Annotated in this window: 27 protein-coding genes; all 27 read right to left on the reverse strand. The window is 49.4% G+C overall.

Annotated elements, in window-relative coordinates:
- Positions 1-54: 54 nt before the first annotated feature.
- Positions 55-453, reverse strand: coding sequence for a 30S ribosomal protein S11 (rpsK, locus tag HXT51_RS03270; protein ID WP_004105468.1), 399 nt, complete (start codon positions 451-453; stop codon positions 55-57).
- Positions 454-536: 83 nt separating this feature from the next.
- Complete coding sequence (gene rpsM, locus HXT51_RS03275) at positions 537-914, reverse strand: 30S ribosomal protein S13 (RefSeq protein ID WP_103084570.1); 378 nt, start codon at positions 912-914, stop codon at positions 537-539.
- 182 nt (positions 915-1,096) lie between these two features.
- Positions 1,097-1,210, reverse strand: coding sequence for a 50S ribosomal protein L36 (gene rpmJ, locus HXT51_RS03280; RefSeq protein ID WP_082266282.1), 114 nt, complete (start codon positions 1,208-1,210; stop codon positions 1,097-1,099).
- A 22-nt stretch (positions 1,211-1,232) separates the two neighbouring features.
- Positions 1,233-1,451 carry a translation initiation factor IF-1 gene (gene infA / locus HXT51_RS03285; protein ID WP_075523701.1) on the reverse strand — a complete coding sequence of 73 codons (219 nt, stop codon included), beginning with the start codon at positions 1,449-1,451 and terminating at the stop codon, positions 1,233-1,235.
- 182 nt (positions 1,452-1,633) lie between these two features.
- Positions 1,634-2,194, reverse strand: a complete 561-nt coding sequence (locus HXT51_RS03290; protein ID WP_103084569.1) for an adenylate kinase — start codon at positions 2,192-2,194, stop codon at positions 1,634-1,636.
- Between the two features lie 55 nt (positions 2,195-2,249).
- Entirely contained in the window at positions 2,250-3,584 is a 1,335-nt protein-coding gene (gene secY, locus HXT51_RS03295; RefSeq protein WP_415692278.1) for a preprotein translocase subunit SecY, read from the reverse strand.
- 255 nt (positions 3,585-3,839) lie between these two features.
- Positions 3,840-4,295 carry a 50S ribosomal protein L15 gene (gene rplO, locus HXT51_RS03300; protein WP_103084567.1) on the reverse strand — a complete coding sequence of 152 codons (456 nt, stop codon included), beginning with the start codon at positions 4,293-4,295 and terminating at the stop codon, positions 3,840-3,842.
- A gap of 2 nt (positions 4,296-4,297) precedes the next feature.
- Positions 4,298-4,480 carry a 50S ribosomal protein L30 gene (gene rpmD / locus HXT51_RS03305; protein WP_075523705.1) on the reverse strand — a complete coding sequence of 61 codons (183 nt, stop codon included), beginning with the start codon at positions 4,478-4,480 and terminating at the stop codon, positions 4,298-4,300.
- Positions 4,480-5,208 (reverse strand): 30S ribosomal protein S5, encoded by a 729-nt coding sequence (gene rpsE, locus HXT51_RS03310; protein ID WP_103084566.1) that lies wholly within the window; start codon positions 5,206-5,208, stop codon positions 4,480-4,482. The genes rpmD and rpsE overlap by 1 nt, the downstream gene beginning before the upstream one ends.
- Entirely contained in the window at positions 5,205-5,576 is a 372-nt protein-coding gene (gene rplR, locus HXT51_RS03315; RefSeq protein ID WP_103084565.1) for a 50S ribosomal protein L18, read from the reverse strand. The genes rpsE and rplR overlap by 4 nt, the downstream gene beginning before the upstream one ends.
- A 1-nt stretch (position 5,577) precedes the next feature.
- Positions 5,578-6,117: a 50S ribosomal protein L6 gene (gene rplF, locus HXT51_RS03320; RefSeq protein ID WP_103084564.1), complete on the reverse strand. Its 540-nt coding sequence runs from the start codon at positions 6,115-6,117 to the stop codon at positions 5,578-5,580.
- Between the two features lie 16 nt (positions 6,118-6,133).
- A complete protein-coding gene (gene rpsH, locus HXT51_RS03325; RefSeq protein WP_075523709.1) occupies positions 6,134-6,532 on the reverse strand; it encodes a 30S ribosomal protein S8 in 399 nt (132 codons plus the stop codon).
- An 85-nt stretch (positions 6,533-6,617) separates the two neighbouring features.
- Positions 6,618-6,803, reverse strand: coding sequence for a type Z 30S ribosomal protein S14 (locus HXT51_RS03330; RefSeq protein ID WP_004114370.1), 186 nt, complete (start codon positions 6,801-6,803; stop codon positions 6,618-6,620).
- A gap of 1 nt (position 6,804) precedes the next feature.
- Positions 6,805-7,377 carry a 50S ribosomal protein L5 gene (gene rplE, locus HXT51_RS03335; RefSeq protein WP_415692279.1) on the reverse strand — a complete coding sequence of 191 codons (573 nt, stop codon included), beginning with the start codon at positions 7,375-7,377 and terminating at the stop codon, positions 6,805-6,807.
- The gene (gene rplX, locus HXT51_RS03340) at positions 7,374-7,709 is read right to left on the reverse strand and encodes a 50S ribosomal protein L24 (protein ID WP_004114367.1); all 336 of its coding nucleotides are present in this window, start codon (positions 7,707-7,709) and stop codon (positions 7,374-7,376) included. The genes rplE and rplX overlap by 4 nt, the downstream gene beginning before the upstream one ends.
- 1 nt (position 7,710) lies before the next feature.
- Positions 7,711-8,079 (reverse strand): 50S ribosomal protein L14, encoded by a 369-nt coding sequence (gene rplN, locus HXT51_RS03345; RefSeq protein ID WP_075523712.1) that lies wholly within the window; start codon positions 8,077-8,079, stop codon positions 7,711-7,713.
- A gap of 91 nt (positions 8,080-8,170) precedes the next feature.
- On the reverse strand, positions 8,171-8,437 hold the full coding sequence (gene rpsQ / locus HXT51_RS03350) for a 30S ribosomal protein S17 (protein WP_075523713.1): 267 nt from the start codon (positions 8,435-8,437) through the stop codon (positions 8,171-8,173).
- A 2-nt stretch (positions 8,438-8,439) separates the two neighbouring features.
- On the reverse strand, positions 8,440-8,691 hold the full coding sequence (gene rpmC / locus HXT51_RS03355) for a 50S ribosomal protein L29 (protein ID WP_075523714.1): 252 nt from the start codon (positions 8,689-8,691) through the stop codon (positions 8,440-8,442).
- Entirely contained in the window at positions 8,691-9,110 is a 420-nt protein-coding gene (gene rplP, locus HXT51_RS03360) for a 50S ribosomal protein L16 (RefSeq protein ID WP_075523715.1), read from the reverse strand. Before rplP ends, rpmC begins: the two co-directional genes overlap by 1 nt.
- Positions 9,111-9,114: 4 nt before the next feature.
- A complete protein-coding gene (gene rpsC / locus HXT51_RS03365; RefSeq protein WP_103084562.1) occupies positions 9,115-9,933 on the reverse strand; it encodes a 30S ribosomal protein S3 in 819 nt (272 codons plus the stop codon).
- Positions 9,934-9,935: 2 nt separating this feature from the next.
- The gene (gene rplV, locus HXT51_RS03370) at positions 9,936-10,295 is read right to left on the reverse strand and encodes a 50S ribosomal protein L22 (RefSeq protein WP_004114358.1); all 360 of its coding nucleotides are present in this window, start codon (positions 10,293-10,295) and stop codon (positions 9,936-9,938) included.
- A 16-nt stretch (positions 10,296-10,311) separates the two neighbouring features.
- Positions 10,312-10,590, reverse strand: a complete 279-nt coding sequence (gene rpsS, locus HXT51_RS03375; RefSeq protein WP_004114357.1) for a 30S ribosomal protein S19 — start codon at positions 10,588-10,590, stop codon at positions 10,312-10,314.
- A gap of 15 nt (positions 10,591-10,605) precedes the next feature.
- Entirely contained in the window at positions 10,606-11,436 is an 831-nt protein-coding gene (gene rplB, locus HXT51_RS03380) for a 50S ribosomal protein L2 (protein WP_421776775.1), read from the reverse strand.
- 35 nt (positions 11,437-11,471) lie between these two features.
- Positions 11,472-11,768: a 50S ribosomal protein L23 gene (gene rplW / locus HXT51_RS03385; RefSeq protein ID WP_103084560.1), complete on the reverse strand. Its 297-nt coding sequence runs from the start codon at positions 11,766-11,768 to the stop codon at positions 11,472-11,474.
- A 5-nt stretch (positions 11,769-11,773) separates the two neighbouring features.
- A complete protein-coding gene (rplD, locus tag HXT51_RS03390) occupies positions 11,774-12,439 on the reverse strand; it encodes a 50S ribosomal protein L4 (RefSeq protein ID WP_103084559.1) in 666 nt (221 codons plus the stop codon).
- A 5-nt stretch (positions 12,440-12,444) separates the two neighbouring features.
- Positions 12,445-13,095, reverse strand: coding sequence for a 50S ribosomal protein L3 (rplC, locus tag HXT51_RS03395; RefSeq protein ID WP_103084558.1), 651 nt, complete (start codon positions 13,093-13,095; stop codon positions 12,445-12,447).
- A gap of 16 nt (positions 13,096-13,111) precedes the next feature.
- Positions 13,112-13,420: a 30S ribosomal protein S10 gene (rpsJ, locus tag HXT51_RS03400; RefSeq protein ID WP_003808013.1), complete on the reverse strand. Its 309-nt coding sequence runs from the start codon at positions 13,418-13,420 to the stop codon at positions 13,112-13,114.
- Positions 13,421-13,830 lie beyond the last annotated feature (410 nt).

A 13,830-nucleotide genomic window follows, 5' to 3' on the forward strand; every position in this document is an offset into this window, starting at 1 on the left:
GGTGGTGCACACGCCTTCCATAAGCGGGTTGGATGGATGGATTCGTAAGAGTGCTCAGACGCGGCGACGCTTTGGTGGGCGTACGCCGTTATGCGCTTGCGGGGTGACGTCGGTAATAGAACCAACTTCGAGACCCGCGGACTGGAGGGAACGGATAGCGGTTTCACGACCGGAACCTGGACCCTTAACAAACACATCGACCTTCTTAAGGCCGTGCTCCATAGCCTTACGAGCGGCAGACTCAGCGGCCATACCTGCAGCGTAAGGAGTCGACTTACGGGAACCCTTAAAGCCGACATCACCACCGGAAGCCCAGGAAAGGACTGCACCGGATGGATCGGTGATGGAGATAATAGTGTTATTAAATGTTGACTTAATATGCGCCTGCCCAACCGGTACCGACTTGCGGTCCCGGCGACGCGGCTTGCGCGAGGCTTGCTTTGCAGCTGCCATTGACCCTCGTTTCCTAATGACGAATGAGTTGGTATGTCTAGGCGATGAGAATAACCTCGTGGCCTAGAGCCGACCACCGACTACTATCGGGTGGCCTTCTTCTTCCCGGCGACAGTACGCTTCGGACCCTTACGAGTGCGAGCATTAGTCTTAGTACGCTGACCACGCACAGGAAGACCCTTGCGATGACGCTGGCCTTGATAGCAGTTGATCTGAATCTTACGACGAATATCAGCGTCGATTTCACGACGCAAATCACCCTCGATCTTGTAGTTACCTTCGAGATAATCACGCAAAGTGATTAATTGATCATCAGTAAGATCCTTGACGCGAGTATCCGGATTAATACCGGTCGCGGCAAGCGTTTCCTTAGCGCGAGTACGTCCAACACCAAAAATGTAGGTGAGGGCAATCTCAATGCGCTTCTCATTGGGAATATCTACTCCGGCAAGACGTGCCATTGCGATTCCTTTACTGTTCACGCAGGTCGTACACCAAATCTCCCGCATATTGCGGCCTGGGCCTGCGCACCCAGGGTTCGGCATGCTGTCACTTCTTAACTTCAAAACTTAGATTTTAAAAACTAAAACAGCAATGCTGTGATTTAGTGCCTTATTTCTTTATTTCCGCGATGGGAATCTACTCAGCCCTGACGCTGCTTATGACGTGGGTTGGTGCAGATCACCATGACGCGGCGTTTGCGTTTGATCACACGGCAATTGTCGCAGATCTTTTTAACACTCGGGCTGACCTTCATGGTTTTCCTTTTTACTTGTACCTTACTTGTATCGGTACGTAATACGTCCACGGTTCAAATCATATGGACTCATTTCTAGCACAACGCGATCCTGCGGCAGAATGCGAATATAATTCTTACGCATCTTGCCCGAAATTGTAGCGAGCACGATGTGTTCGTTCTCAAGCTGCACGCGAAACATTGCATTAGGCAATGCTTCAACTACTCTGCCTTCGACTTCAATCACACCGTCTTTTGCCATGAGCCTCGTTCCGATCCTTGGACATAATACTTTGCGCGTCCGAAGACACACCAATCTTTAATGATACAGCAAAAGCGCCCAATGCGACATTCGGCGTGTCGCACCAGGCGCTAAAAATTAAATTTTACTCAAACTTTAATTAAGTTTTACTTCAAACTTTAGGTCAGTTCAGAGAACTTAATTCAGCTCAAAGATTGAATAATGCGATGATTAATCTCAGCTACATCGCCAACGCCGTCAACTTCAACCAACTGACCACGGCTATCATAAATATCAAGCAATGGAGCAGTTTCGCGCTCATAAGTTTCAAGACGCTTAGCAATAACCTCAGGAGTATCATCTGAACGACCCTGCTCAACTGCGCGCTTCTTCATACGCTCAATTAAAACATCACGCTCAGCTTCCAAAGCCACAACATGATCCAGAGGAGTATTAAGTTCCTCAAGCATCCTGTCTAAGGCTTGCACCTGAGAAGCATTACGAGGATATCCGTCAAGAATCCAACCCTTTTTAGTGTCATCTTGAGCTAAACGATCCTTCACAATGCTGTTAGTTAGCTCATCAGGAACCAACTCACCTTTGTCAAGATATCCCTGAACCTGTTTACCGAGCTCCGTTTGATTCTTAAGATTGTAACGGAAAATATCACCAGTAGAAATAGCTGGAATATCATAGTGTTCACTCAATAATGCGGCCTGAGTACCTTTGCCAACGCCTTGCGGTCCCATAATCAGCAATCGCATATCAATCTCCTTAGCTTAAGTGCTGTAATTTAGATACTTAATTTAGATACTTAACTTACTTAGATACTTGATTCTTTGCATCATGATTGAACAAGAATCCAGCGTACTGGAACTGTTCGGTTTGAGCCAATGCTTGACGCAAAGTATCCAAACCAACGCCTGCAATAATCAAAATCGTAGTACCACCAAATGGAAGCTTGGTGTTCAAGTCTAATGTCTTAATCAAAACAGTTGGAATCAAAGCAACAAATAGTAAGTAAACAGCACCAACAGTGTTCAATCTGTTCATAACATAGCTAAGATACTTGCTTGTAGCGCTGCCTGCACGAATACCTGGGATAAATCCGCCGTATTCCTTCATATTATCAGCAGTTTCATCGGTGTTAAAAGTAATCTCAGTGTAGAAGAAGCAGAAGAATACAATCATCAAAGCATACAAAGCGATATACCAAACAGATGTTGTATTTGCAAAATTCTCTTCAATCCACTTAACCCACTGTTGATCCCTATTACCAAACTGAGCAATAAGCGTTGGAACAGCAAGAATAGACGAAGCAAAGATTGGTGGAATAACGCCGCTCATATTAACTTTCAATGGAAGATAAGTTGATGAGCCGCCGTACATCTTACGGCCAATCATACGACGCGTGTACTGCACAGGAATACGACGCTGAGCAAGCTCCACGAAATCAACAAACACAAGAATAACAAGCAGAACGCCAGTAACAATGCCGAACTTAACCCAATCGCCATCTGAACCGTTGCTACCCCAGCCAATACCCCAAAGCTTTGGCAAGAATCCAGCGCATATAGACATGAAGATTAAGACTGACATACCTTGACCAATACCCTTATCGGTAACAAGTTCTGCCATCCACATGATAAGACCAGTACCGCCGGTCATAATAATAACCATAAACGGCAAATCATTTCCATTAGGAATAACTCCTGGGCACATACCGCCAAAAAGCATTCCATTCCTTGCAGTAACAAGAATAGTAACCGACTGCAAAACAGCTAAGCCAACAGTCAGATAACGAGTATACTGCGTAAGTTTTGTTTCACCGGACTGACCTTCTTTGTGCAATGCTTCAAATCGCGGAATTACAACACGCAATAACTGAATAACAATTGATGCAGTGATGTAAGGCATAACACCTAAAGCAAAAATAGAAAGCTGCAACAAAGAACCGCCAGAAAACAGGTTAACCAAACCTATAAAGTTCTCGTTTGAAGAAGCTAAGCGAGTAGTGCAAGCACTCACTACTTTATAGTTCACACCCGGGATCGGGATAAACGAACCAATACGATAAATAATTATCATCGCGAAGACGAAGAGGATTTTATTCCTCAACTCTTTCGTCTTGAAGGCCTGGATTAACGTTTTCACCTGGGTCTTCCTCCCTTTTTGCGCGACTATCTAAGCGCAACCAGTAAAAAAACAAACTCTGAGGAAATAGTGTAACCTACGGTGTCTACCGGCACGCCGCTAAGAAAAATAGCATAAAACTATTGCAAGCAGATATAAACTGCAAGCAAATCTAAACAAATATAAACAAATCTTAATAGCAAATAATCCCTCCAGCACATGCCGGAGGGATTATCGATGCATTATAAAGTGACTATCAACTAGCTTAAAGTATTACTACTCTTCGCTAACAGAGCCACCAGCAGCTTCAACCTTAGCCTTAGCAGAAGCAGAAGCCTTTACACCCTTCAAGTTCAAAGCGACGCTCAAATCGCCATCGCCCAAAACCTTAACAGGATAGCCATCACGCACAGCGCCCTTGACTACCAAGTCAGCAACAGTAACTTCGCCACCCTTTGGGAAAAGCTCAGCAAGAGTTGCAACGTTCACTACCTGGAATTCCTTCTTGAAAGGACTTCTAAAGCCGCGAAGCTTTGGTAAACGCATGTAAAGTGGAAGCTGACCGCCTTCAAAGCCTGGACGAACTTGGTAACGCTTCTTCGTACCTTTATCGCCACGACCAGAAGTTTTACCCTTAGAGCCTTCACCACGGCCAACACGAATGCGATCCTTGTTAGCTCCTGGAGCTGGACGCAACGTGTGCATGTGAAGCATTGGTTCTTCATTAGCCATAATCAGTCAACCTCCTCGACGCTTACCAAGTGGCGCACGGCCATTACCAAGCCACGATTGACGGGGGTGTCTTCACGAACAACACTGTGACCAATCTTATGAAGGCCAAGAGTGCGAACGTTTGCGCGCTGGCGCTCGGTGGAATGAACCAAACCGTGTACCAGAGTGATCTTCAAATTAGACATCACTCACCATCCTTTGCAGCTTGAGCCTTTGCAGCTTGAGCTTCTTCGCGAGCCTTACGTGCTTCAGCAATACCTGCAGCACGTTCGCGAAGCAAAGCATCAGGTGCAACTTCCTCGAGGGAAAGACCACGACGAGCAGAAATTTCTTCTGGCTCTTCAAGCTTCTTCAAAGCATCCACAGTTGCGCGAACCACGTTAACAGCGGTTGCAGAGCCCATGGACTTGGTGAGGATATCAGTAATGCCTGCGCATTCCATAACGGCGCGCACTGCACCACCAGCAATTACACCAGTACCAGGAGCAGCTGGGCGAAGCAAAACAGTACCAGCAGCATCATGACCGAGAACCGGATGGGTGACGGTACCACGAATGCGTGGAACAGTAAACATATGCTTCTTAGCATCGAGCTGACCCTTAGCAATAGCTGCTGGGACTTCGCGAGACTTACCATAACCAACACCAACAGTGCCCTTACCGTCGCCTACAACAACTAATGCTGCAAAGCTAAAAGTACGACCACCCTTGTGTGTCTTAGAAACACGGTTAATGGTTACAACGCGATCGAGAAGCTCTTCACCGCGGTTTTCTTCACGACGGCTACGACGTTCACCGCGCTTGCCCTCGCCCTTAGAACGGCGAGAACGACGGTCATCATTGCGTTCCTCAGCGGATGCCTGAGTGTTCTGAGTTTCTTCAGCCACTTGGGTTTCCTTTTCGTTGTCGCTCACAGTGCTAGACCTCCCTGACGGGCGCCTTCAGCAACAGCTGCGACGCGACCATGATATTTGTTACCGCCACGATCGAAGACAACAGCGGTGATGCCCGCTTCCTTCGCTTTAGCTGCGATTAACTCGCCAACCTTAGCTGCAGCTTCAGTCTTCGTGCCAGTGAAACCAGCGAAGTCAGAAGTCAGAGTGGAAGCGCTTACCAAAGTAATACCTTTGGTGTCATCCACAATCTGAGCAACCATATGACGGTTGGAACGAGAAACGACCAAACGAGGACGCTCCGACGTACCGGAGATACGCTTACGAAGACGGGCGTGACGACGCAAACGCGCGACTTTCGTACCTTTACCGAAAATCTTGACGCTCATATCACTTACCAGCCTTTCCAGCCTTGCGCAAGATACGCTCATCTGAGTACTTGATGCCCTTGCCCTTATATGGTTCAGGGGCGCGAAGCTTGCGAATGTTAGCGGCAACCTGGCCAACGACCTGCTTATCAGTGCCCTTGACGATTACCTGGTTGGGATTCGGCAACTCTAATTCGATGCCTTCAGGAGGTTCAATAGTAATCGTGTGAGAATAGCCAAGGGAGAATTCAATACCCTTACCCTTCTTAGCAGCACGATAACCAGTACCAACAATATCCAAAGTCTTGGCGTAACCTTCGTGAACGCCCTTAACGATGGAAGCCACGATTGCACGAGCCAAACCATGCTTTGCACGAGTTGGACGCAAATCGTCAGCAGGAGTCAGTACAACCTGACCATCAGCAACCTCAGCAGTGATGCCTTCTGGGATTACATAGTTATCAGTACCCTTAGCACCCTTGGCGCTAAAAGCCTGACCTTCAATTTTAACTTCCACGCCTGCAGGGATGTCGACGGGGAGCTTACCAATATGCGATGCCATTTTCAGCTCTCCTTTCTCACCATACGTAAGCGACGATTTCGCCGCCAATGCCTCGATCGAGGCATTCCTTCTGGGTCAACAATCCCGAGCTAGTCGAGATGATTGCGATACCGAGGCCACCAAGAGGCATTGGCAAAGAGTCAGACTTTGCATAACGACGCAAGCCTGGCTTAGAAATGCGCTTAATACCCTGGATGGAACGCTGACCATTGGAACCGTACTTCAACGTAATTTCCAATGTCTGTCCAACCTTGGCTTCCTTAGCAGCAAAGTCCTTAATATAGCCTTCGCGCTTCAGAATCTCGGCGATATTCGCCTTGAACTTGGAGTACGGCATATCCACTGTATCGTGCTTTGCCGCGCTCGCATTACGCAGACGTGTCAACATATCTGCGATAGGATCTGTCATTGTCATGTGGGCTAACGCCCTTTCTCGCCGTGGTTTCCACCGCCATTTTCTAGACTTTCTGTCATCGGCAGTGGACCTTCAGCGTCGATATTTACCAACTGGACTTCGTAACACCCGGCAGTTCACCGCGATGAGCCTTTTCACGAAGGCATACGCGGCACAAACCGAACTTGCGATACACGGAGTGGGGACGACCACAAACCTGGCAGCGCGTATAAGCGCGCACCTTGAACTTCGGCTTAGCGGCCGCCTTGTTTTTCAGAGCGGTTTTTGCCATTTCAGTTCTCCTTGAATGGGAAGCCGAGATGCTTAAGCAAAGATTTAGCTTCCACATCGTCCTTGGTGGTGGTCACCACGGTGATGTCCATACCACGCTGATGATCAATCGAGTCAGGATCGATCTCATGGAACATAGACTGTTCAGTGAGACCAAAGTTGTAATTTCCCTGACCGTCAAACTGGTTGCCATTAATACCGCGGAAATCGCGAATACGTGGCAAAGCCAGAGTGAGCAGACGATCCAAGAATTCCCACATACGATCGCCACGAAGTGTTACATAAGCACCAATAGCCTGGCCTTCACGCAAATGGAATTGTGCGACAGACTTCTTAGCCTTGGTGACCTTTGGCTTCTGGCCAGTGATCAAAGTGAGATCTTTAATCGCGCCTTCGATAAGTTTGGAATCACGAGCAGCTGCACCGACGCCCATAGATACGACGATCTTTTGCACGCGAGCTACTTGCATAGGATTAGTATGTCCAAATTCCTTTTCCAAGGCAGGAACGATTTGATCATTATATTGCTGCTTTAAGCGCGGAGTTGCCGGTGCCTCAACAATAGTATCGGTCATGCCAGCTCCTTTCCGGACTTCTTGGCGACACGCACGCGCACGGTTTTCACCTTGCCGTCACGAGCCTCTTGCTTGACGATCACGCCAACGCGGGTAGGCTGCTTAGTTTCTGGGTCAATAACCATCACGTTAGAACGATGGATTGGAGCCTCTACAGAAACAATGCCCGCCTGCTGACCCTGCTGGGTGGCACGAACGTGCTTCTTAACAACCTGTACACCCTCGACAATAAGACGGTCTTCGGCAAGTACGCGAAGTACTTTGCCTTCCTTACCGCGATCCTTACCGCGAATGACCTTTACCTGGTCGCCGGACTTAATTTTGGCTACCATATCAGATCACCTCCGGGGCTAGGGACACAATCTTCATGAAGCGCTTATCGCGCAATTCACGACCGACTGGTCCGAAGATACGAGTGCCCTTTGGTTCACGGCCAGAGCCGAGAATGACGGCGGCGTTCTCGTCGAACTTAATATAGGAACCATCGATACGACGATGTTCCTTGACAGTACGGACGACGACAGCCTTGACTACGTCGCCTTTCTTGACCGACCCGCCAGGGATCGCGTCCTTGACGGAGGCGACGATGATGTCGCCGATGCCGGCATAGCGTCGCTTCGATCCACCGAGCACGCGGATGGCAAGTAATTCCTTAGCACCCGTGTTGTCGGCGACATGAAGCCGCGTTTCCTGCTGAATCATTGATTCTCCTTAGCCGAGCTGGTTCTCCCCACTCACCCGTGCTGATCAAAAGAACAGACACGGGTGAAGTGCGGAGCCTTGCCGAACTTGTTTACTTGGCGCGCTCGATAATAGATTCGAGACGCCAGCACTTGGTCTTGCTCACGTGCCGAGTTTCCATAATACTCACGAGGTCGCCAACATGTGCCTCGTTGTGTTCATCATGGGCTTTGACCTTGCTGGTGGAACGAACAACCTTACCATAAAGTGGATGGGTTGAACGCTGTTCCAACTCGACAGTAATCGTCTTGTCCATGGCTTCGGACACGACGTAGCCGCGACGAACCTTGCGGAAGTTGCGCTCTTGGTTCTCAGCCATGCTTACTTCTCCTTGACCTCAGTCACGCTTGGCTCTTGGCTAATGCCGAGTTCACGCTCACGTAGGACAGTATACATCCTAGCAATGTCGTGCTTGACAGCCTTGAGGCGAGCGGTGTTTTCAAGTTGACCGGTTGCTGCCTGGAAGCGCAAGTTAAAAAGCTCTTCCTTGGACTTCTTCAAGAAGCCTTCAATTTCAGCATTGGTCTTCTCGTTCAAATTCTTGATGGTGTAGTCTGCAGTTCCGACTGGCATCAGATGTCACCGCCTTCACGCGCAATAACACGGCATTTCATAGGGAGCTTATCGATGGCGCGGCGCAAAGCCTCGCGAGCGATGTCCTCAGAAACACCACCGATTTCAAACATTACACGTCCTGGGTGAATATTGGCAATCCAGAATTCTGGAGCACCTTTACCGGAACCCATTCGTGCACCAAGCGGATGCTTGGTCAATGGACGATCTGGGAAGACCGTAATCCACACACGACCACCACGCTTGATGTAGCGGGTCATGGCGATACGAGCTGCCTCGATCTGACGGTTAGTGATGTACGCCGGAGCCAGCGCCTGAATACCGAAATCACCGAAAGCGATTGCGGTACCACCCTTAGACATGCCGCTTCGGGTAGGACGGTGCTGCTTGCGATATTTTGTCCTCTTTGGGATAAGCATCTGCTCACTCCTTCGTTTCCGTTGCGGCAGGAGCCTCAGCAGCTACAGCTTCAGCTGGCTTTTCAGCCTGTGCTTCAGCAGCCTTCTGCTGGTTAGCAGAACGTGCTCCACGACGTGGACGACGATCGCTGTTACGGCGACCTTCACGCTTGCCCTGCTGTGCCTGCTGCTCTTCAAACTCACGCTCAGTCATATCGCCCTTATAAATCCAGACCTTTACGCCAATGCGGCCGTAAGTGGTCTTAGCTTCAAAGAAGCCATAATCAATGAGGGCGCGAAGGGTCTGCAGTGGAACGCGACCCTCACGGTAGAACTCAGAACGGCTCATTTCCGCACCGCCAAGGCGGCCGGAAAGCTTGATACGGATACCCTTGGCTCCTGCGCGCATAGCATCCTGCTGAGCTTTACGCATAGCACGACGGAATGTAACGCGGTTTGTCAACTGTTCCGCAATACCCTGAGCAACCAACTGAGCGTCAAGTGCAGCATTCTTCACTTCGAAGATGTTGAGCTGTACTTGTTTGCCTGTGAGCTTCTCGAGCTTTGCACGAACGCGCTCAGCTTCTGCACCACGACGACCGATAACGATACCTGGACGAGCTGTGTGAATATCCACACGCACGCGATCACGAGTACGCTCGATAACAATACGAGATACACCTGCACGTTCGAGGTCGTGGCTCATTTCCTTGCGAATCTTGTCATCCTCAAGAACGAAGTCACGGTAACGCTCGCCAGCCTTAGTGGAATCAGAGAACCACTTAGAACGATGATTCTCGGTAATGCCCAGGCGATAGCCGAAAGGATTGATCTTCTGACCCATCTTTAGCGATCCCCTTCCTTAAGCGAGACGATAACAGTGATATGGCTTGTGCGCTTGTTAATGCGCGCAGCGCGACCCTGTGCACGAGCGCGGAAACGCTTAAGCGTTACGCCTTCATCCACATAGGTTTCCTTGATGACCAAGTCCTGCTCACGGAATGGTTCGCCAGCCTTTTCGGCCTTAACGCGAGCATTAGCGATCGCGCTTTCGAGAACCTTACGCACCGGCAAAGATGCGTCCTGAGGAGCAAACTTCAAAATGGTAATAGCTTCGCTTGCACGCTTGCCTCGGATGAGGTCGACCATGCGGCGAGCCTTGCGCGGCGTCACGCGTACGTGACGAGCGATTGCTTTAGCTTCCATGTGTCCTAACTCTCCTTTAGCGGCGTGCCTTCTTGTCGTCCTTCACATGACCCTTGAAGGTCTTGGTCGGGGCGAACTCACCGAGCTTATGACCAACCATGGCTTCGGTAACGAATACCGGCACATGCTTACGGCCATCATGTACGGCAAAGGTATGTCCAATGAAATCAGGTGTGATCATCGAACGACGAGACCAAGTCTTAATGACGTTGTGCGTACCCTTGTCGTTTTGCTCGTCGACTTTCTTCTGTAAGTGGGCGTCGACGAAGGGGCCCTTCTTGATGCTGCGAGTCATCTATTCGACACTCCCTTACTTGCGGTTCTTACCATTCGGGCGACGACGAACAATCATCTTGTTCGAAGCCTTCTTCGGACGACGGGTACGAACCTCACCCTTACCCCATGGAGATACTGGCGGCTTGCCACCACGGGTACGACCACCATGTGGATGGTCTACAGGGTTCATGGATTCGCCTCGGGTGATTGGCCTACGACCGAGCCAACGTGCGCGGCCAGCCTTACCAAGCTCAATGTTAGCGTGATCGGAATTACCAACCTCACCAACTGTAGCGCGGCAACGAGCGTCCACGTTACGGATTTCGCCAGATGGCATACGCAACTGAGCGTAAGCACCATCCTTAGCTACGAGCTGAACGGCTGCACCAGCGGAACGAGCAATCTTTGCACCACCAAGTGGACGAAGTTCGATTGCGTGAACCACGGTACCGGTTGGGATGTTCTTCAAAGGCAAGTTGTTGCCTGGCTTAATATCAGCCTGAGCACCAGTCTCAATAACATCACCCTGGACGATACCTTCAGGAGCGACAATGTAGCGCTTCTCACCATCTGCATAGTGAAGCAGAGCGATACGGGCAGAGCGGTTAGGGTCATACTCGATATGAGCAACCTTTGCTGGAACGCCATCCTTGTCCCAACGCTTAAAATCGATGAGACGATACTGACGCTTGTGACCGCCGCCACGATGGCGAGAAGTCATGCGGCCGTAAGAGTTACGACCACCAGTTTTGCTAAGTTTGCGTACCAGCGACTTTTCAGGCGTAGAACGCGTAATTTCGGAGAAATCCGAAACAGATGCGTTACGACGGCCTGCAGTCGTCGGCTTATAAACGCGGATAGCCATAATATAGTCTTCCTTTAACTTTTCTCGGCTAGCCTTCAGTTACCAAAGATATCAATCGTTTGACCTGCAGCCACGGTGACAATAGCACGCTTCTGGTTCACACGACGGCCAAAACCGGTGCGTGAACGCTTACGCTTGCCAGCGCGGTTCAAAGTATTAACGTTTGTAACTTTGACTTTGAAGATTTCTTCAACAGCCTGCTTGATCTGAACCTTATTAGCATCTGGAGCCACTACGAAGGTGTACTGACCACGATCAGATGCTGCATAACTCTTTTCAGAAACAACTGGCTTCAAAATGACGTCATATGCTGGGTTATGGACTGCGACCATATAAATCAGGCCTCCTTAACGACAGGCTCGGTCTTAGCAGCAACGAAGGCGTCAAAACCTTCCTTGGTGAAGACAACGTATTGAGCCGTGATGACATCATATGTGTTCAACTGATCAGCGAAGATCGGATGCACCGTTGGAATATTGCGCACAGACATCCACTCGTTGATGTTTTCACGAGAAAGAACAACGGTGGTGAACTGATTGTTTGTTACTGGTGTAAGTGCAGCAACAGCTGACTTAGTAGATGGAACATCCTTGATGCCCAAATCTACGATAGCAACGCGTGCGGCATTTGCGCGATCCGAAAGAGCATAACGAAGAGCAGCTGCCTTCATCTTCTTTGGAGTACGCTGATCATAGCTGCGAGGAACTGGACCGTGTACAACGCCACCATGTACCCACTGTGGAGCACGAATGGAGCCTTGACGAGCACGACCGGTGCCCTTCTGCTTCCATGGCTTCTTACCACCACCGGAAACGTTAGCGCGATTCTTTACTGCATGAGTGCCCTGACGAGCAGCAGCGAGCTGTGCAATAACGACCTGGTGAACCAATGGGCCGTGAGCTAAAACGTCTTCATTGGAGATACCGAAAATCTCGGCAGGAGCTTCAACAGTACCGTTAGCTTTACCCTGGTTATCAGTGACGTTCAGAGTTACGTTTGCCATAATTATCAGGCTCCCTTCACTGCCGAACGGACGAGAACGATAGCGCCCTTAGGTCCTGGAATAGCACCCTTGATAGCGAGAATGCCGTTCTCGACATCCGAAGAAACGATGGTGAGGTTGAGCGCGGTAGAAGTCACATGACCCATGCGACCAGCCATACGCTTGCCCTTCAAAATACGGCTTGGAGTTGCACATGCACCCACAGAACCTGGGCGACGTTCATTCTTGTGCGAGCCGTGAGTACGACGATAAGACTTGAAGCCCCAACGCTTGATAGTACCAGCGAAGCCCTTACCCTTAGTCGTACCGGTAACATCCACTTCAGAACCTTCAGCAAAAAGCTCAGCAGTTAATTCCTGTCCTGGCTTGTATTCTGCTGCGTCTTCTGTGCGCACCTCAGCGAGGTGACGACGAGGAGTTACTCCAGCCTTAGCAAAGTGACCAGCCAATGGCTTGGTTACCTTAGTAGGATCAATCTGGCCGTAACCGAGCTGAACAGCATTGTAGCCGTCAGTTTCTTCGGTCTTCACGGCGGTTACTACGTTAGTAGCAACTTCAACCAGAGTTACGGGGACAAAAAGGCCGTTTTCATCCCAAACCTGCGACATGCCAAGCTTGCGGCCGAGCAATGCAGTGCGATTCTTATTCTGCGACATTATTTTCTCCCCCTTCCTACAGCTTAATCTCAATATTTACATCCGCAGGCAGGTCAATGTGCATCAAAGAATCCACAGCCTTTGGCGTTGGATCTACGATGTCAATAAGACGCTTATGAGTACGCATCTCGAAATGCTCGCGAGAATCCTTATATTTGTGAGGAGAACGGATAACAACAAATACGTTCTTCTCGGTCGGCAGAGGAACCGGACCCACTACTGTGGCGCCCGCGTTCGTCACCGTCTCGACGATCTTCTTCGCCGATTGGTCGATGACCTCATGGTCATAGGACTTAAGCCTGATGCGGATTTTCTGTCCCGCCATTGCCGTCCGCCCTTTCTAGCGATTCGTTTACTGTTTACCAACCTGTATTAAAAGGGCACTGCGAGAATAGACACTTATAGCCATTCCACATCAGTGCGCAGCACCAAAATACCCATTTAAAATGAACATTTCGTTTCCGCGCTCGCTTTTTTTGATTCCAATATGCGAGCCTTAAAAACAGGCAACTGTCTAATTAAACCATTGCCTATGGATTAATAAAACCGGGCGTGTCGGCTTTTTAAGCGCTTTTTAAGCGCCGAAAAATTGCAAAAAATGGCAGAAACCACAGTTAGTGTAGCTTCTGCCATTATTAACTAAATATGCGATGATATCTACTTCAAACAATGCTCTTAAACATAACGCTTCTAAAAGTAACGCATATAAACGTAATACTCCTAAAAGTAGCGCTA

Source organism: Gardnerella sp. KA00255 (assembly GCF_049244095.1).
Classification (GTDB): Bacteria; Actinomycetota; Actinomycetes; order Actinomycetales; family Bifidobacteriaceae; genus Bifidobacterium; species Bifidobacterium vaginale_F.